Consider the following 18,415-nt stretch of genomic DNA (forward strand, 5'->3'; position numbering starts at 1 on the left):
CGCAGGGAACTGCGGGGCGCTTCGTCGTTTGGCGGAGATGAGCGGGCAGGCGTTGTTTTCGTCAAGAACAGGCCTGACAGGGGCTATCTTGTGGTGCGAGGGGTTGATTCACCGAATCTTAGTGTGAGATTGTCGACATAAGAGCAGTTTTCTGAAATTCGACAGGCGAACCCATGCCCCGAGATACCGCCGCACCCCTGGCGTTGCTGAAGGATATCTTTGGCTACGATGCCTTTCGCCCCGGACAGGGCGAGATTGTCGATGCCGTGACGGATGGTCAGAACGTGCTGGCCATCATGCCAACGGGTGGCGGGAAATCGCTTTGCTTTCAGCTTCCTGCGCTGTTGCGACACGGCGTGACGGTTGTCATCTCGCCACTGATTGCGTTGATGCGCGACCAGGTGCGCGGGCTGCGGGAGGCGGGCGTGGCGGCCGGGGCGCTGACCTCTGGCAACACGCCGGAGGAAACCGACGCGGTCTGGGACATGCTGCACGCGGGGGAGCTGAAACTGCTCTACCTCGCGCCGGAGCGTCTGGCCAACGCCGGCACGCAGCGCATGTTGTCGCAGGCCGGCGTGTCCATGATCGCGGTGGACGAGGCGCATTGCGTCAGCCAATGGGGCCATGATTTCCGCCCCGATTACCTGCGGATCGGTGAACTGCGCCGCGCTCTGGATGTGCCGCTTGCCGCCTTCACCGCGACGGCGGACGAGGAAACGCAGGTCGAAATGGTCACGCGCCTGTTCGACGGCGTGCAGCCGACCACCTTCCTGCGCGGCTTTGACCGGCCCAACATCCATCTGGCGTTCCAGCCCAAGGACGGCCCTCGTGCGCAGATCCTCGGCTTTGCAGCGGCACGGCGGGGGCAATCGGGCATCGTGTATTGCGGCACCCGAAACAAGACCGAGGGCATCGCGCGCGCGCTGCGCGACGACGGCCACGCCGCCTGCCACTATCACGGCGGCATGGAGGCCGGGGATCGTCGCGACGTCGAGGAACGCTTTGCCACCGAGGACGGGCTGATCGTTTGCGCCACGGTGGCCTTTGGCATGGGGGTGGACAAGCCGGACATTCGCTGGGTCGCCCATGCGGACTTGCCCAAGTCCATCGAAGGCTATTATCAGGAGATCGGTCGCGCCGGGCGCGATGGTGCCCCCGCAGAGACCATGACCCTGTATGGGGCAGAGGACGTGCGCCTGCGCCGCTCGCAGATCGACGAGGGGCTGGCCCCGCCGGAGCGGCGGCAGGCGGATCACGGGCGTCTGAACGCGCTGCTCGGACTGGCCGAGGCACTGGGCTGTCGGCGTCAGGCCCTGCTGGCGTATTTCGGGGAAGAGGCCGCGCCATGCGGCAACTGCGACCTGTGCGACCGCCCGCCAGAGCTGTTCGATGGCACCGAAGCGGTCCGCAAGGCGCTGTCCGCTGCGCTGCGCACGGGCGAAAGCTTTGGCGCGGGGCATCTGATCGACATCCTCCTGGGCAAGGACACCGACAAGGTCCAGCAGCGCAATCATGACCAACTGCCGACCTTTGGCGTGGGCAAGGATCTGTCGCGCGGGCAATGGCAGGCGGTCTTTCGCCAGATGATGGGGCGCGACCTGATGCGCCCGGATGCGGAACGCCATGGCGCCTTGGTGATGACAGACCGCGCCCTGCCGATCCTGCGCGGCGAGGAATCGATTCAGCTGCGCCGCGACGCGGTGGTGAAGGCCGCGGAGCGTCGCCCGGCGGTGAAGGCATTGGTGAGCGAGGAGCATGGACCCATGTTCTCGGCCCTGAAGGCGAAGCGCACCGCGCTGGCGCAAGAGGCGCGCGTGCCGCCCTACATGATCTTCAACGACAAGACATTGATCGAGATGGCGGAAACCCGCCCCGCCGATCTGGACCAGATGGCACGCATCGGCGGCGTCGGCGCCAAGAAGCTGGAAAGCTACGGGCGCGCGTTCCTGGAGGTCATCAATGGCGCGGCCCAGGAGGTGCATCCGGTGCGGCGCAAGCTGGCGGCGCGCGGGACAGGGACGCTTTATGATGCCTTGCTCGAAGCGCAGGCAGAGCTGCTGCGCGGCGCGGATGGCACGGAAAAGCCGATGTCGTGCAGCGCATCCTCGCTGGCAAAGCTGGCCGAGATCAAACCCGACAGCCTCGAGAAGATCGAGCGCTTGATCGGGGACCGCAGGGTGGAACGTTTTGGGAACGCATTTCTGGACGTTCTGCGCGACGCGGGCTAGATCAGGCCTCGGAACAAATGGGGTGATGCGATGCTCGTGGTGATTTCTCCGGCGAAGAAGCTGGATTGGGATGAAAAGCCCGTCGACATGACGGAACCGATGTTCGAGACGCAGGCGCAGAGCCTTGCGGAAACGGCGCGGGATCTCAGTGTCGGTGATCTCAAGAAGCTGATGCATCTGTCCGATGATCTTGCCAAGCTGAACCACGATCGGTTCAAGGCGTTCAGCAACACGCCGGGACCAGAGGATCTGCGCCCCGCCGCGCTGGCCTTTGCCGGGGACACCTACCAAGGGCTTGAGGCCGGGTCGCTGGACGACGACGAGATGCGTTTTGCCCAAGACCACCTGCGGATTTTGTCCGGTCTTTACGGGGCGTTGAAGCCGCGCGACGGCATTCAGGCCTACCGGCTGGAGATGGGCTCTCGTCTGAAGACGGCGCAGGGCAAAAACCTGTACGAGTACTGGGGCGACCGCATCGCGGAGGCCTTGAAGGCAGAGGCCGACGCGCTGGGCACGGACACGCTGGTGAACTGCGCATCACAGGAATATTTCGGTGCGGTCCCGCCAAAGGCGCTGGGCCTGCGGATCATCACGCCGCAATTCATGGAGGACAAGCCCGGCGGGCCGAAGATCGTGTCCTTTTATGCCAAGCGCGCCCGTGGCAGCATGGCGCGGTACATCATTCAGAGGCGACTGACCGATCCCGAGGGGATCACCGATTTCGACCTTGGCGGCTACAGCTATCAGCCGGATCTGTCGGAGCCGGACAAACCGGTTTTCCTGCGCGCGCTGGACACCTGATCAGGCGTCATCTTGCCCCTTGTTCAGGAGGTGCCCGGCAAATTGCTGGATCTTGGCAGTGAGTTCTGCCTTGCGCAGGGGTTTGGTCAGATAGTCGGACAACCCGGCCTCCATTATGCTCTCGCGGTCGCCGGCCATTGCATGGGCCGTAACCGCGATGATCGGCACGTGAGGTCCATCGGCCTCCAGCCTGCGAATTTCGCGCGTGGCCTGTTTGCCGTCCATACGCGGCATGGAAATGTCCATGAGGATCAAATCCGGTCGACGTTCGCGGAAGGCCTCCACCGCCTCTACCCCGTTGTTGGCAAAGCGCAATTCCAACGGCAGGTTCTTTGCCATCTTGGACAGGACAAGCTGGTTGGTCTTGTTGTCCTCGGCCACCAGAACGTCCAGTTTGACAGAGCTCGAGGCGGATGGCGCAGGCGACTGCGGGGCATCGGGCGGCGCACTGCCGGACCTTGGCACCACCTGATGCACCTGCTCCAGCGCGTTGAACAGAACCCGGCGGGGAACCGGCTTTTGCAGGACCGCGAGCAGGGGGGTGTCGGACGGCCGCCTCACCTGGCCGGGGTTGTCGGCAAAGAGGATGACGGGCACGTCAAAGTTCGCCTGACGCAGCTGCTGTGCCAGTTCGAGACCCGTCATGTCGGGCAGCTCATACTCCACCACCAGCAGATCGGTGCCGGTCTGAACGTGGTCGATCGCCTCTGACCCGGTGGCGCAGTATGAGATTTCCAGACCCAAAAGCGACAACTGCTTGGTCAGGATGGCGCGATGGGGACTGTGGTCATCGACCACCAGCACGCGCTGCAGCCGCCGGGGCAATTGCGCGGTGTCAAAGGTTTGCGCGTCCTCGGCATCCAGCAAGATGCGCAGGCCGAAACAGCTTCCTTTGCCAACCTCGGAATCGACCCAGACCTCTCCCTCCATCAGCTCTACCAGCCGGCGTGTGATGGCGAGGCCAAGCCCGGTGCCTTCGAAATTGCGGTTGCGGTCGTCTTCGACCTGATTGAATTCGCCGAAAACGTGATTGACCTTGTCGGGCGGGATGCCGATTCCGGTGTCTTCGATGGTGATGTGAACGGAAGATCGGCCGTCAATGTCCGGCGCGCCCACAACACGGATCAGCACATGGCCCTGCACCGTGAATTTGACCGCGTTGCCCAGCAAGTTCGTCAGGATCTGGCGAATGCGTCCGGGGTCGCCGATGAACCGCGTCGGCAGGAACATGTCGTAGTCCACCAGCAAGGCGATATCCTTGTCGCGCGCAGTGGGTTGCAAAAGCATCACCACTTCGAGGATGGCCGCCTCCAGATCAAAGGGTTCCGGGTGCAGCGCCAGCTTTTCCGCCTCGATCTTGGAATAATCGAGGATGTCGTTGATGATGACCAGCAATGCCTCACCCGAGGAGCGGATCGTATCGGCATATAGCTTCTGCTCTGCCGACAGCTCCGTGTCCAACATGAGGTCGGCCATGCCCACCACGCCATTCATCGGCGTGCGGATTTCGTGGGACATATTGGCGAGAAAGGCGGATTTGGCGCGGTTTGCAGCCTCCGCCCGGATTGTCGCCTCCTTCAGGCGCTGCTGGTCCCTTTTGATCTGGGTGATGTCCACCCGCAGCCCGACACGCCCGCCGTCTGTTGTTTCGCGCTCGTAGATCCGCAGCCAGCGCCCGTCCTCGAGTTGTTGCTCATGCTCGATTTCATTGGCGCGGTGCTTGATCAGGCGCTCTTCGAGCCACTCTTCCTCGCGCCCGACCGCATCTGCGTATTGCCCCTGCTTCAGGCCGTATCGCAGGATCTCCTCGAAGGTTGCGCCGCGCTTCATCGCGGGGGCAGATGGCTTGTAATAGTCCTTGTAGGGGCGGTTGCACATGAGCAGCCTGTCTTCGGCATCGTAGATCACGAAGCCGTCTGGCAGTTCCTCTACCGCGGACCACATGCGCATCAGGTCGGTGATGTCCACGGACAGGGACACGACGCCGCCGTCGGGCAAATGCCTGTCGCGGACCTTGATGAATCGTCCGTTCCACATCCGCAGGGTCTCATTGGGGATCGGGTTCTGTTCCCACCGGCCCAACATGCGCAATTGCCAGCCTTGCGCGTCCTCCCCCTGCAAGTCGACGATGCCCTCATCGACAAGGGCGGCCAGGACGTTGGCATAGGAGGCCCCCGGTGCGACGCATTCCAAACCCTCGAAGGCCGACAGATAGGCGGGGTTCGCCAGTTCAAGCCGTCCGTTCCGATTGAACATGGCAAAGCCGTCGCGGATCGTTTCCAGCGCAGACCAAAGCTGTTCGGTCACCACCTCGATCTTTTCGGTGGCCTGTCCGAGCTCCTGCACAACGCGCTGGTGCTGGGTGCGGACCTGTGCGACCTCGGTCCGGGTTTCGCGGATCTCGTGCGACAGCTTGAGCGCATGGTCGCCGAGGCGCCTGTTTGCCTCGAACAGTTCCTTTTGCTTGAGCTCCAGCAGACGTTCGGCCGCCAGACGCGCGCGCCGTTCCTCGGCCAGACGATCTGCGAGATCCATGCAGGTGCCTCCTGGTTCCGGGGCACTTTTGACCATCTGTGGTGAAAATCCGCTTAAGGTTTGGAGAGAGGCGCCTGTTTGAGGTGGGTCCGAGGTCAGGTTTCCCACACCCGGCGAATCCTTGCCCAGGGGCGCGGCGCATGCGACGGTGAGGGCATTGAGATGAAGGGGAATTTGATGCGTCGTTTTGCCGTGGCCCTGCTGATGGGCGTGCTGACTGTGACCGGAGCCGTGGCCCAGGAGCTTGTACCTGATCGTCGATTGGTGGTGACCCGTGATGTGGATTTCGCTGGCTCCGACCTTCAGCCATTGTTCGACACGTCACTCGATGCATGTGAGCGGTCTTGCCTGGCTCAGGCGGAATGCCGTGCATTTACATTTAATTCTCGCAATAACAGCTGTTTTCCCAAGTCGGGCGTGACGGACCGCACGTCTTATGACGGGGCAATTTCGGCGCAAGTGTTTGAGGCTTCCCGCGCAGATCTGGATCTCGCGCAGAGGCGGTTTGGCGACCTGACGTTTCTGACCGAGCGCGACGTGGAAAACGCGCGGGCCGAGGCGGAGGCGATGGGCCGGCGCCATGCCAATGGTCAATGGACCGTTGACGCGCTGGAAACCGCCGCGACGGAGGCCTACCAGGCGGGCAACCTGCGCGACGCGATCCACTGGACGGGTGGCGCGCTGGCGCAAAGCGACAGTGCCGCGCTTTGGCTGCAATATGGCGCGTGGTCCGCCGAATATGCGTCCGAGCTGGAGGGGGATGACCGCCGCCGTTACGCCGACCGCGCGGTGCTTGCGCCGATCAACGCCTACCTCCGCGCCGAGGCCGCGCCGGAGCAGGCGCAGGCGATGGTGCAGCTGGCCGAAGCTTTTGACCGAACTGACCGGGGGCGCGACATGATCCCGGCCTTGCGGCTGGCGGAGCGGCTTGCGCCCTCGCCGCAGATCTCCGCGAAACTGGACGACGCCATCGGGAAATACGGCTTTCGCATCGTCGATACGGAGGTCGAGGCCGACAGCGCCGATCCACGCATCTGTGCGGAGTTCAACGAACCGCTGGTGCGCGTCGGACAGGACTACGCGCCATATGTGCGCCTCGCGGATCCACGGCTGGCCGTGACGCAGGACGACACGCGGCTGTGCATCTCTGGTGTGACGCACGGCTCGCGCCACACGATCACATTCCGCGCGGGTCTGCCCTCCGCGGAGGGCGAAGAACTGGTCAAGGACGTGGAGATCACGGCCTATGTGCGCGACCGCTCTCCTGCCGTCAGCTTTCCGGGGCGCGCGTATGTGTTGCCACGCGCGGCGGATGCGGGGCTGCCCATTCAGACGGTCAACACGTCCGAGGTCCTGCTGACCCTGCGCCGCGTCTCTGACCGCAATATGATCCGTGCCATTCAAAACGATTATTTCGGACGGCCTTTGGGGCAATATGAAGAAGACTATTTCGCCAGCGAACTGGCCGAAGAGATCTGGACCGGCACGGGCGAGGTTCAAAACGAGCTGAACACCGACATGGTGACGCGCCTGCCCATGGGAGAGGCCGTGGGCGATCTGCCCGCAGGGGTCTACGCGCTGACCGCGCAAACGCCTGACGATATTGAGGGCGAGGCGCGCGCGACGCAGTGGTTCGTGCTTTCGGACATTGGGCTGACCACGATGGAAGGCACCGACGGGCTGACCGTTTTCGCCCGTGATCTGGGCACGGCAGAGCCGCTCGCCGGGCTGGAGGTCACGCTGCTGGCCCGCGCCAACCGACCGCTGGACGTCACGACCACGGATGCAGAGGGCATCGCGCGCTTTGCCCCCGGTCTGCTGCGCGGCACCGATGGTTCTGCGGCCGCGCTGCTGATGGCGCAGATGGGGGAGGAAGACCTTGCGTTTCTGTCGCTCACCGATCCGGCGTTTGATCTGTCCGACCGGGGCGTCACCGGGCGTGCGCCCGCTGGGCCGATCGACACGTTCCTTGCCACCGACCGTGGGGCCTACCGGGCCGGAGAGGTCATTCACCTGACCGCTTTGCTGCGGGATCCGCAGGCCGAGGCGTTGCCCGATGTGCCGCTGACCGCCGTGCTGACGCGCCCCGATGGTGTGGAATATTCGCGCCATATCTCTGACGGTGCGGGCGCGGGCGGCCACGTGTTTGACCTGCCGCTGGCCCCATCGGTGCCGCGTGGCACATGGCAGGTGGCGGTCTTTGCCGATCCCAAGGGGGAGGCGCTGACCTCCACCCGCGTTCTGGTCGAGGATTTTGTGCCGGAGCGCATCGACTTTACGCTCGATCTGCCCGAAACCGCGATCAATCCGCTCGCGCCGCCGGACCTGACGGTTGCGGCGCGCTATCTTTTTGGCGCGCCAGGGGCGGACCTGTCCATCGAGGGGGAACTGCGGCTGTCCACGCGGAGCACGCTCGACGCCTTTCCCGGCTATCGTTTCGGTCGCCATGACGACGAGGCCGACTATCGCACCGAGAGCTTTGCCGCCGACCTGACCACCGACGCCGCAGGCCAGGCGACGCTCGACCTGCCATTGCCGGATATCGACCCGCAGGGCCGTCCCATGCAGGCGCGCATCACGCTGCGCATGGCGGAGATGTCGGGCCGTCCGGTGGAGCGCAGCATCACCCGTGACGTGGCCCCGCCGACCGCGATGATCGGCATCAAGCCCGCCGCCGAGACCTTTGCCGAGGGTGAAACCGCGCGCTTTGACCTGCTGGCCGTGGGGCCCGATCTGGCCGCCACGGATATGGATGTGACATGGACGGTGAACCGCGTGCGCACCCGCTATCAATGGTATCAAAACTATGGCTCCTGGTATTGGGAGCCGGTGACGACCCGCAGCTCTGTCGCGCGGGGCGAGGCGACTTTGGGCGCTGATCCTGTCACCGTCGAAGCGCCGCTGGATTGGGGCAACTACGAGATCGTGGTGGAACGCAAGGGCGGCGCATACCTGTCCGCCTCGACCACCGTGTCCGCAGGTTGGTACGCCCCGGCCACCGCCGAAGAGACGCCGGACATGCTTGAGCTGTCGCTTGACAAGGACGCCTACCGCGAGGGGGACACCGCGAGCCTGCGCATGGTCCCGCGCTACGCCGGCAAGGCCTTGGTGACGGTGCTGGCCGACCGCGTCGTGTCCATGCAGGCGATAGACGTCGTCGAGGGCGAAAACGTGATCTCGCTTCCGGTGACGGAAGAGTGGGGGGCAGGTGTTTACGTGACAGCGCAGGTGATCCGGCCCATGGACGTTGCGGCGGGTCAGAACCCGGCCCGCGCGCTGGGCTTGACACATGCGGCGGTCGATCCCGGCAATGGCAAGCTGAACGTCAGCTTTGACGCGCCGGAGGACAGCGCGCCGCGCAGCGCCCTTGAGGCGATCGTCACCATCGACAATGTGGCAGAGGGGGAGACCGCCTATGTCACCGTTGCCGCCGTTGATCTGGGCATCCAGAACCTGACGGGATTCGAGACACCGGACCCTGCTGGCTACTACTTTGGCCAGCGCCGTCTGGGGGTCGAGATCCGCGATATTTATGGACGTGTCATCAACGGGTTGGACGGTGCCATGGGGGCTGTACGGTCCGGTGGGGACGGGGCTACGGGTATGGACACCCAAGGGCCGCCGCCAACGGAAAAGCTGGTCGCCTTCTTCTCGGGCCCTGTGACGGTGCGCGACGGGCAGGCGCAGGTCAGTTTTGACATCCCTGATTTCAATGGGACGGTGCGGTTGATGGCCGTGGCGTGGTCCGACAGCGGTGTCGGCAGCGCCGAGGCCGATGTGATCGTGCGTGATCCTGTGGTGATGTCTGCCGCGATGCCGCGCTTTCTGGCGCCCGGTGATGAAACACGTTTGGCGCTGGAGTTCACCCATACCAAGGGCGCGGCGGGCGAGATGCCGTTGGAGGTGACCGTGGACGGCGGCCTTCAGCTTGGCCCCGTGGCACAGAGCGTTGCGCTGACCGATGGCGGAAAGGCCACTCTGAGCGTGGCGCTGAGTGCCTTGACCGTGGGCGATCACGGCATCGAGGTCGCGCTGACCACCCCGGACGGCACGCGCCTGACCAAGAGCCTGACGTTGGGCGTGCGCGCCAATGATCCGGCGGTGGGCCAGACCCGGCGGCTATCGCTTGCACCGGGGCAGAGCCTGACACTGGACGACGAGATCTTTGCCGGGCTGCGTCCTGAAACGGCTTCGGCCCTTGTCTCTGCCGGGGCCTTGGCGCGGTTCGATGCGCCGGGGCTGTTGGCCTCCCTCGATCAGTACCCCTATGGCTGCACGGAGCAGGTCACGTCCAAGGCGTTGCCGCTGCTCTACATGTCTTCCATCGCGGAGCCGCTGGGGCTGGGCAACAAGGACCGCATCGACGAGCGCCTGCAACAGTCCATCACGCGCATTCTGACGCGGCAGGCGGCGAACGGCGGCTTTGGCCTGTGGGGGGCGTATTCCGGTGATGACTGGCTGGATGCCTATGTCACGGACTTCCTCTCGCGGGCGCGGGCGCAGGGCTATGACGTGCCCGACCGCGCGTTTCAAAGCGCGCTGGACAACCTGCGCAATCAGGTGGCCTATGCCGCTGATTTCGACGATGGTGGCGAAGATATTGCCTATGCGCTGATGGTGCTCGCCCGCGAGGGTCAGGCCGCCATGGGCGATTTGCGCTACTACGCCGATGAACGGGCGGAGGCCTTTGCGACGCCGCTGGCGCAAGCCCAGATCGGGGCCGCGCTGGCCAGCTACGGCGACCAACCGCGCGCCGACGCCATGTTCTTTCGCGCGGCATCGCGGCTGGCGCAAACGCCGCGCGACACGGACAGGCTGTATCGGGCTGACTACGGCACGCAGTTGCGTGACGCTGCGGGGGTCGTGTCGTTGGCGGTCGAGGCGCGCTCTGAACGGGTGGACCGGGAGGCACTGGTGTCCCGCGTGACCTCGGCTGACCGGCCGCTGAGCACGCAGGAACAGGCGTGGTCCCTGATGGCGGCAAAGGCGCTTGTCACCGATCCGACCGTGTCCGGCCTGTCGTTGGATGGCGCGGCGCTGAGCGGTCCCTTTGTGCGGCGTATCCCTGCGCGGGATCTGGAGCCGATGGTGCTGCGCAACACATCCGATACAGCGACTGACATCACGCTCACCACCTTGGGTGTGCCGGAGGGCGCAACAGAGGCGAGCGGCTACGGCTATGCGCTGGAGCGGAGCTACTACAGCCTCGACGGCGCGCCAGTGACCCGGATCCGTACCGGCGACCGTATGGTGGCCGTTCTGACAGTGAAACCGGCGGACGAGACCCGCGCGCGTTTGATGATTGACGATCCGCTGCCCGCGGGGCTGGAGATCGACAATCCGTCGCTGATCCGGTCTGGCGACCTCTCCGGCCTTGATTGGCTGAAGACATCGGAGACCGAGTTCACGGAGTTCCGCACCGACCGTTTCCTTGCAGCCGTGAACCAGACCGACGCAACGCCGATCCGCTTGGCGTATGTGGTGCGCGCGGTGTCGCCGGGAACGTTCCATCATCCTGCCGCATTGGTCGAGGATATGTACCGTCCCGACTACCGGGCCACCACGGCCTCCGGCGCTGTGACGGTCCAAGAATAAGGAACGACAGGATGCCAGAGACCATCGCAACCGCCCGTTGGCGCGCTCTCGACCGCGAGGGGGAGGACAAATGTCGCCTCGCCCGCGTGGAGAACGGATTTATGCTGGTGGGTCATGCCCGTTTTCGTGACGGCGCTGGCTGGGCCGCGCTGGATTACGTGGTGCGACTGGGGGCGGATTGGCGCACGCTGTCCGCAGACATAACCGGGGATCGCGCGGGGGAGGCTGTGGCGTGGCAGTTCACACGGACTGGTGGCGACTGGACCTTTAACGACGCGCCTGCGCCGGACCTGCAGGACGCCGACGACATCGATCTGGCCTTTACCCCGGCCACCAACCTGATGCCGCTGCGCCGGTTGCCGCAGGTGGGGCGGCTGGACACAACCTCCGCCTGGGTGCGCCTGCCGGGGCCGACCGTGTCGGTCTTGTCACAAAGCTACACGCGGGAACGCGGCAACTACGTGCATTACGCCGCCGTGGAATCCGATTTTGAGACGCACCTGTCGGTGGATGAGCATGGGTTCGTCCGGGATTATCCGGGCCTTTGGGAAAGGCTGGATGAGTAGCGTCCGGCTTCTTCTTGCGCTGGCTCTGACGCTTTGGGTCGTGGCGTTTGGCAATGATCGTCTGTCCCAGTGGGTCGAAGCCACTGAGCTGCCGGTTCTGGTGCACGCCACATCGTCAGAAGTGCGGGATCGACATGGGGAATTGTTGCGCGCCTACACCATCGAGGATGGCCTGTGGCGCATGGCGGTGGCGCGTGATCAGGTGGATCCGCTGTTCTACGAGATGCTCATCGCCTACGAGGACAAGCGGTTTTATCGGCACGGTGGTGTCGATCTCCTGGCCACACTCCGCGCTGTCGCTCAAGGGCTGCGTGAAGGGCGGATCGTGTCAGGCGCGTCGACCCTGACGATGCAGGTCGCCCGTCTGCTGGAGGACGGCACCACCGGGCAATGGCAGGGCAAGCTGCGGCAGGTGCGGGTGGCGCTGGCGCTGGAGCGACGGATGTCCAAGGATGAGATCCTCGCGCTGTATTCCCTGCTCGCGCCCTATGGCGGCAACGTCGAAGGGGTGCGCGCGGCCTCGCTGATCTGGCTGGGAAAGGAGCCGCGTCGCCTGACCCCGGCCGAGGCTGCGCTGCTGGTCGCCTTGCCGCAAGCCCCCGAAAGCCGCCGCCCGGATCGCCATCCGGAGGCCGCGCGCGACGCGCGCAACCGCGTGATGTTGCGCATGGCGGATGCCGGAGTGATCCCCCTGACGGCAGCGCATTCGGATGCGCTGGACCCTTCGCCAAAGGGACGACATCCGATGCCGCAACTGGCTCCGCATATGGCGGACCGCGCCGTGGCGCGACGCGACGGGCGGCATGACCTGACCCTGGACGCCGGTCTGCAACGCAGTCTTGAGGCGCTGGCCCGCAGTCATGCCGCGCGGCTGGACCCGCGTCTGTCGCTGGCCATTGTGCTGGCAGACCACCAGACGGGCGAGATCCTCGCCTCTGTCGGATCGCCCGATTATGCCAGTGCGCAAAATGACGGTTTCGTGGACATGACGCAGGCGCAGCGGTCGCCCGGTTCGACGCTGAAGCCCTTGGTCTACGGCTTGGCCTTTGATCGCGGGTTGGCGCATCCCGAAACGCTGATCCTCGACACGCCGGTCCAGTTTGGCAGCTACGCGCCGCAGAACTTCGATGGCCAATATCGTGGGGAGTTGTCGGTGCGCCGCGCGTTGCAGCTGTCTTTGAACATCCCGGTGGTGCGGCTGACGGAGGCTTTGGGCCCGGCGCATCTGCTGGCCGCGTTGAAGGGGGCCGGGTTAAAGCCCGCGCTGCAAGGCGGCGCACCGGGGCTGGCCTTGTCGCTGGGCGGTGTTGGGCTGACGTTGGAGGAAATGACGCAGCTTTATGCCGGGTTGGCGCATGGGGGCATTGCGCGCCCGTTGCGATGGCGGGTCGAAGACAGCGGCGAGGGTGCCCTGAGCCAAGTGTTGTCCGCGGCGTCAGCCTGGCAGGTGCAGCGCATTCTGGCGGATATTCCGCCGCCGCCCACCGCCGGAACAGCGGGGCAGGTCGCGTGGAAAAGCGGGACGTCTTATGGCCATCGCGACGCCTGGGCGCTGGGTTGGGACGGGCGGCACGTGGCCGGGGTCTGGTTCGGGCGGCCCGATGGCACGCCGGTGCCCGGTGCCTTTGGCGCAGGTCTGGCGGCGCCGGTTCTGTTCGAGGCGCTGCATCGGGCCAGCCCTCGGCCCGCGCCGCTTGGCCCCCCGCCGCCGGAGACCCTGATCACCACCAATGCGAAGCTTCCAGCGAACTTGCAGCGGTTTGGTCCCCGTGCGGATGCGGTTGCGTTGCAAGTGACGTTTCCCCCCAACGGCGCGACGCTGCGGGCGAACGAGATGGGGGTGCCGGTCAAGCTGCGCGGTGGCACGCCGCCCTTCACGATCCTGGCCAACGGGGCTGTGCTGGCGACGGGGCTGCGACGCCCGCAAATCCTTGCTCCGCTGTCCGGACCGGGGTTCACCACGATTTCCGTCATCGACTCGCTTGGGCAATCGGGACGCACGACCATCGAGTTGCGCTGACGGCGGGTAGGTCGGGGGGAACCCGACCTACCAGAGGCTCAGAGCCGTTCGATGGCCAAGGCGATGCCCTGCCCGCCGCCGATGCACATGGTGATCAGCGCACGCTTGCCGCCGATGCGCTCCAGCTCGTACAGGGCCTTGACCGTGACGAGGGACCCGGTGGCCCCCACGGGGTGCCCGAGCGCGATGGCGCCGCCGTTCGGGTTGACCTTGGCGGGGTCGAGGCCGAGCGCCTTGTTCACCGCCAGTGCCTGCGCGGCGAAGGCTTCGTTACTTTCGATCACGTCGAAGTCACTCACGGACAGGCCGGTGCGCTTGCACAGTGCTTCGACGGCGGGGATGGGGCCGATGCCCATGACCTCGGGCCGTACGCCCGCGACGGCATAGCCCAGAACCCGTGCCTTGGGCGTCAGGCCTGCGCGCTGGGCTGCGTCGGCCCGTGCCAGAACCAGGGCGGCGGCGCCGTCGTTGATGCCGGAGGCATTGCCCGCCGTCACGCTGCCGTCCTTTTTGAACGCCGGGCGCAGGCCGGCAAGGGCCTCAAGCGTTGTGGCCTTGGGGTGTTCGTCGGTCTTGAACGCCACAGTGTCACGCCGCTGCTTCACCTCCACCGGGACGATCTGGCTGTCGAAATACCCGGCCTCGATGGCGGCGGCGGCGCGTTTTTGGCTTTCCAGAGCAAAGGCGTCCTGTGCCTCGCGGCTGATATCATGCTCGGCGGAGACGTTTTCAGCGGTGACGCCCATGTGGCCGGTGCCGAAGGGGCAGTTCAGCGCCCCCAGCATCATGTCCAGCGTGCGGATGTCCCCCATCTTCTGGCCCCAGCGCTGGTCGGGGTTGATGTAAGGCGCGCGTGACATGGCCTCCGCCCCGCCGACCAGGGCAAATTCCGCATCGCCCAGTGCCAGAGATTGCACGCCCGAGACGATGGCCTGCGCGCCGGAGCCGCAAAGGCGGTTCACATTCATCGCGGGAACCGTGTCGGGAATGCCCGCCTGCATGGCGGCGACACGCGACAGGTACATGTCGCGGGGTTCCGTGTTGATGACGTGGCCAAAGACCACCGTGCCGATTTGCGCGCCATCCACATTTGCGCGCTCCAACGCGGCCTTGGAGGCGGCGGTGGCGGTGTCGATGGGCGCCACACCTGCAAGGCTGCCGCCAAAGGTGCCGATGGCGGTGCGTGCGCCGCTCAGGATGACGATCTCGTCGGTTCGGTTTGTCATATCTCTCACTCCCACTGTTTGATCGGGACTATGCGTGGCCCCTAACAGATTGTCAGCCGCAACGTCCCGTCAGATGCGGGGCTGTTCCGCAGCTTGGAATGCTGCGGGCGCGAACGTGGGTGAAGAGAGGCATGGGATGTGACTGTCGGGCTGCGAGGCTCAGTGGCGGCAGAAAGAGACATTGGGCCCCGATGATGGACGGATATGGTGTCGCGGCTTTTTCAATGAAAGGAGCGCCTTCCGAAGTGCCTGTTTTCACCTGCTTAGGGCGGGCCGCTGTCCTCTTTGGAAGAATAGAGAGGCATTTGGGGCCGGGTAGGGTCTGATCGAGGCGTAGCGAGCACATGCACTCAGGGATGCGAAAGGGGCCTTAACGCTCCGCTGTATTCGCAGCATGGTCGGAATCTTGTGATGTGCCAAGCATGCGCACTTCGCGTTGTGGAAACGGAATCGAGATGTCATTCGCCTGAAACGCATCCCAGAGCGCCAGAAAGACATTTCCGCGAATGTTGGTCAGCCCGCCGGTGGGGTCGGTGATCCAGAAGCGCAGCACGAAATCGACAGAGGAATCCCCAAAGCCCACGATATGACAGACCGGCGGCTTGCTTGTCAGAACCCGGTCCACGCTTTTGGCGGCCTCTATGGCAATTTGGCGAACCTTGTGCGGATCGTTTTGGTAGGATGTGCCAAAGTTGATATCGAGCCGCACAAAGTCATTCGAATGCGACCAGTTCACCACCTGCCCGGTGATGAGGTCTTCGTTCGGGATCAGGTATTCCTTGCCATCGCGTGTGACAACGCTGACGTATCGCGCGCCCAGGGACTCGATCCAGCCGAAGGTGCCGCCAAGGCTGATGACGTCGCCGGGCTTGATCGATTTGTCGAGCAGGATGATGATGCCGGAGACAAGGTTCGATACGACTTTTTGCAGGCCAAAGCCCAGACCGACGCCGATGGCACCGGACAGCACCGCCAGACCTGTTAGATCGACGCCGACGGATTTCAGCCCGATGAAGAAGGCCGATCCGAACAGCGCCACCTGCAACATCTTGACCATCAGCACCTGCATTGAGGGACTGATATCCTTGTTGCGCTGGATCGACGCGGCAGAGGCCCCGGTCACCAGCCGCGCCAGCGCCAGAAGTGCCGCCATGACGACGATCGCCTTGATCAGAAGCCATAGAGACAGGCGCATCTCGCCCAGGGAAAAGCCGATGGATTCGAGTGCCGTCTGCGCCTCGTCCTTCCAGCCAAGGATCGACAGGGTGGCCCAGGTCCAGGCGCCGTAGCGCACCAGAACGCCCATCGCCGGGTTCATGACCAGGCGGGTGGCAAAGGCGATGAACAGCCATGCGGTCGATAGATTGGCCAGAACCTTGAGCAGGACGGTTCGCGAGCCCCATGTCAGTTCCGACATGATCAGGTAAGCGCACCAGATCATGATCACAAAGAGGATCATCCGCATCCGGCGCTGGATGATCAGGCCGATCCGCAAGCGCAGCTTTGGCCAGTTTTCGCGGGTTCTGAGCCATTCAGTGTAGCGCGGGCGCACCACTGCCGTGATCGCCCAGGCCAGCAGGAACACCCCCAGCGCAATAACCAGTTGATAGCGGGTCCACCTGCGTGTCAGCTCTCCCCAGAGGCTGGCGCCTTCGGCCAGCAGGAAATCGAGGACCGGTTGCAGCACCGTCGGATCAAGCGGGATCGTGTTGTCAGGGTCCATGCGGGTCTTTCATCGGGTTTCCTCGACTGTAGCGGGTGGCCTGACACGTGCAACTGTCAAGGTATGATATGTGCGCGCTCTTGCGAGACTCACTTTCTGCGGTTATCTCCCTGCGTATGGAACAGACGCTCGATCTTGGCGACCGCGCCCGCCTGCGTGAACGCTTCTTCGGTGCCACCCTTACGGTGCGCGCCTGCCTATCGGCGTGACCCCGCGTGGGTGAGGCCCACGCCTGGCGCGTTTTTGACCGCGCCGAACCCCAATTCCAGCTGCACAACATCGGGAGAGGACCAATGTCCCCCAAGACGCTTTATGACAAGATCTTTGATGCGCATGTCGTATCCGAGGACGCTGATGGCACTTGTCTGCTTTATATCGACCGCCACCTGGTTCACGAAGTGACCTCGCCGCAGGCCTTTGAAGGGCTGCGCATGGCGAACCGCACCGTGCGCGCACCGGACAAGACCATCGCCGTGCCGGATCACAACGTGCCCACCACGCTGGGCCGCGACAACCCCGACCAGATGCCGGAGGAGAGCCGCATCCAGGTGGCCGCGCTGGACACCAACGCCAAGGAATTCGGCATCCACTACTACCCGGTGAGCGACGTCCGTCAGGGCATCGTGCACATCGTTGGCCCGGAACAAGGCTGGACCCTGCCGGGCATGACCGTGGTTTGTGGTGACAGCCACACCGCGACGCACGGGGCCTTTGGCGCGTTGGCGCATGGTATCGGGACGTCCGAGGTGGAGCACGTGCTGGCCACGCAGACGCTGATCCAGAAGAAGTCCAAGAACATGAAGGTCGAGATCACCGGCAAGCTCAATCCCGGTGTGACCGCCAAGGACATCACGATGGCCGTGATCGGCGAGACCGGAACCGGTGGCGGCACCGGCTACGTCATCGAATACTGTGGCGAAGCGATCCGCGAGCTGTCCATGGAAGGCCGCATGACGGTCTGTAACATGGCCATCGAAGGCGGCGCACGCGCGGGCCTGATCGCGCCGGACGAGAAGACGTTTGAATACGTAAAAGGCCGCCCGCACGCGCCGAAGGGTGCGCAATTCGAGGCGGCTCTGGACTGGTGGAAAACGCTGTTCACCGACGAAGGCGCGCAATTCGACAAGGTCGTGACGCTGAAAGGCGAAGAGATCGAGCCGGTTGTGACCTGGGGCACCTCGCCAGAGGACGTGCTGCCGATTTCCTCTGTCGTGCCTGCACCGGAAAGCTTCAAGGGTGGCAAGGTCGAAGCGGCCAAGCGCGCCATTGAATACATGGGCCTGACCGCCGGTCAGAAGCTGACCGACATCGAGATCGACACCGTGTTCATCGGGTCCTGCACCAACGGCCGGATCGAAGATCTGCGTGCCGCCGCAAAGGTTGTCGAAGGCAAGAAGATCAAGGTCGGTCGCGCGATGGTCGTGCCTGGCTCCGGTCTTGTGCGCGCCCAGGCGGAAGAGGAAGGTCTCGACAAGATCTTCATCGACGCTGGCTTTGAATGGCGCATGGCGGGCTGTTCCATGTGCCTTGCCATGAACCCCGATCAGCTGTCCGAGAACGAGCGTTGCGCATCGACCTCGAACCGCAACTTCGAGGGCCGTCAGGGCTACAAGGGTCGCACGCACCTCGTCTCGCCGGGCATGGCCGCGGCGGCTGCACTGACCGGTCGTCTGACCGATGTGCGTGAATTGATGACCGAAACCGCTGTCTAAGGACTGACC

At 64.5% G+C, this 18,415-nt stretch carries 10 protein-coding genes; 7 read left to right on the forward strand and 3 right to left on the reverse strand.

What is annotated here, in order from left to right:
* The first annotated feature begins 173 nt into the window (after positions 1 to 173).
* Positions 174 to 2,228 carry a DNA helicase RecQ gene (recQ, locus tag J4E08_RS05285; protein ID WP_183962508.1) on the forward strand — a complete coding sequence of 685 codons (2,055 nt, stop codon included), beginning with the start codon at positions 174 to 176 and terminating at the stop codon, positions 2,226 to 2,228.
* A gap of 30 nt (positions 2,229 to 2,258) precedes the next feature.
* Positions 2,259 to 3,029, forward strand: coding sequence for a peroxide stress protein YaaA (gene yaaA, locus J4E08_RS05290; protein ID WP_349537598.1), 771 nt, complete (start codon positions 2,259 to 2,261; stop codon positions 3,027 to 3,029).
* Here yaaA and J4E08_RS05295 read toward each other — a convergent pair whose 3' ends face one another.
* A complete protein-coding gene (locus J4E08_RS05295; protein ID WP_349537599.1) occupies positions 3,030 to 5,564 on the reverse strand; it encodes a response regulator in 2,535 nt (844 codons plus the stop codon).
* 177 nt (positions 5,565 to 5,741) lie between these two features.
* On the opposite strand from J4E08_RS05295, the gene J4E08_RS05300 reads away from it, so the two are divergent.
* From J4E08_RS05300 to pbpC, 3 genes are read left to right on the forward strand one after another with little or no spacing between them, the layout of a single operon-like run.
* Positions 5,742 to 11,159 (forward strand): alpha-2-macroglobulin family protein, encoded by a 5,418-nt coding sequence (locus J4E08_RS05300; protein ID WP_349537600.1) that lies wholly within the window; start codon positions 5,742 to 5,744, stop codon positions 11,157 to 11,159.
* Between the two features lie 11 nt (positions 11,160 to 11,170).
* Positions 11,171 to 11,725, forward strand: coding sequence for a putative glycolipid-binding domain-containing protein (locus J4E08_RS05305; RefSeq protein ID WP_349537601.1), 555 nt, complete (start codon positions 11,171 to 11,173; stop codon positions 11,723 to 11,725).
* The gene (pbpC, locus tag J4E08_RS05310; protein ID WP_349537602.1) at positions 11,718 to 13,745 is read left to right on the forward strand and encodes a penicillin-binding protein 1C; all 2,028 of its coding nucleotides are present in this window, start codon (positions 11,718 to 11,720) and stop codon (positions 13,743 to 13,745) included. Before J4E08_RS05305 ends, pbpC begins: the two co-directional genes overlap by 8 nt.
* A 38-nt stretch (positions 13,746 to 13,783) precedes the next feature.
* Here the strand turns inward: pbpC and J4E08_RS05315 are convergent, their stop codons facing one another.
* Both J4E08_RS05315 and J4E08_RS05320 read right to left on the reverse strand, forming a co-directional pair.
* Positions 13,784 to 14,971 (reverse strand): acetyl-CoA C-acyltransferase family protein, encoded by a 1,188-nt coding sequence (locus tag J4E08_RS05315; RefSeq protein ID WP_349537603.1) that lies wholly within the window; start codon positions 14,969 to 14,971, stop codon positions 13,784 to 13,786.
* 370 nt (positions 14,972 to 15,341) lie between these two features.
* Positions 15,342 to 16,694 (reverse strand): mechanosensitive ion channel family protein, encoded by a 1,353-nt coding sequence (locus J4E08_RS05320; RefSeq protein WP_349537604.1) that lies wholly within the window; start codon positions 16,692 to 16,694, stop codon positions 15,342 to 15,344.
* A gap of 116 nt (positions 16,695 to 16,810) precedes the next feature.
* Here J4E08_RS05320 and J4E08_RS05325 point away from each other — a divergent pair, with 116 nt between their 5' ends.
* Together J4E08_RS05325 and leuC are read left to right on the forward strand one after the other, a co-directional pair.
* On the forward strand, positions 16,811 to 16,903 hold the full coding sequence (locus J4E08_RS05325; protein WP_344716582.1) for an isopropylmalate isomerase: 93 nt from the start codon (positions 16,811 to 16,813) through the stop codon (positions 16,901 to 16,903).
* An 84-nt stretch (positions 16,904 to 16,987) separates the two neighbouring features.
* Positions 16,988 to 18,406, forward strand: a complete 1,419-nt coding sequence (gene leuC, locus J4E08_RS05330) for a 3-isopropylmalate dehydratase large subunit (RefSeq protein ID WP_349537605.1) — start codon at positions 16,988 to 16,990, stop codon at positions 18,404 to 18,406.
* The last annotated feature ends 9 nt before the right edge of the window (positions 18,407 to 18,415 follow it).

The sequence above is a fragment of the Sagittula sp. NFXS13 genome (assembly GCF_040148795.1).
Classification (GTDB): Bacteria; Pseudomonadota; Alphaproteobacteria; order Rhodobacterales; family Rhodobacteraceae; genus Sagittula; species Sagittula marina.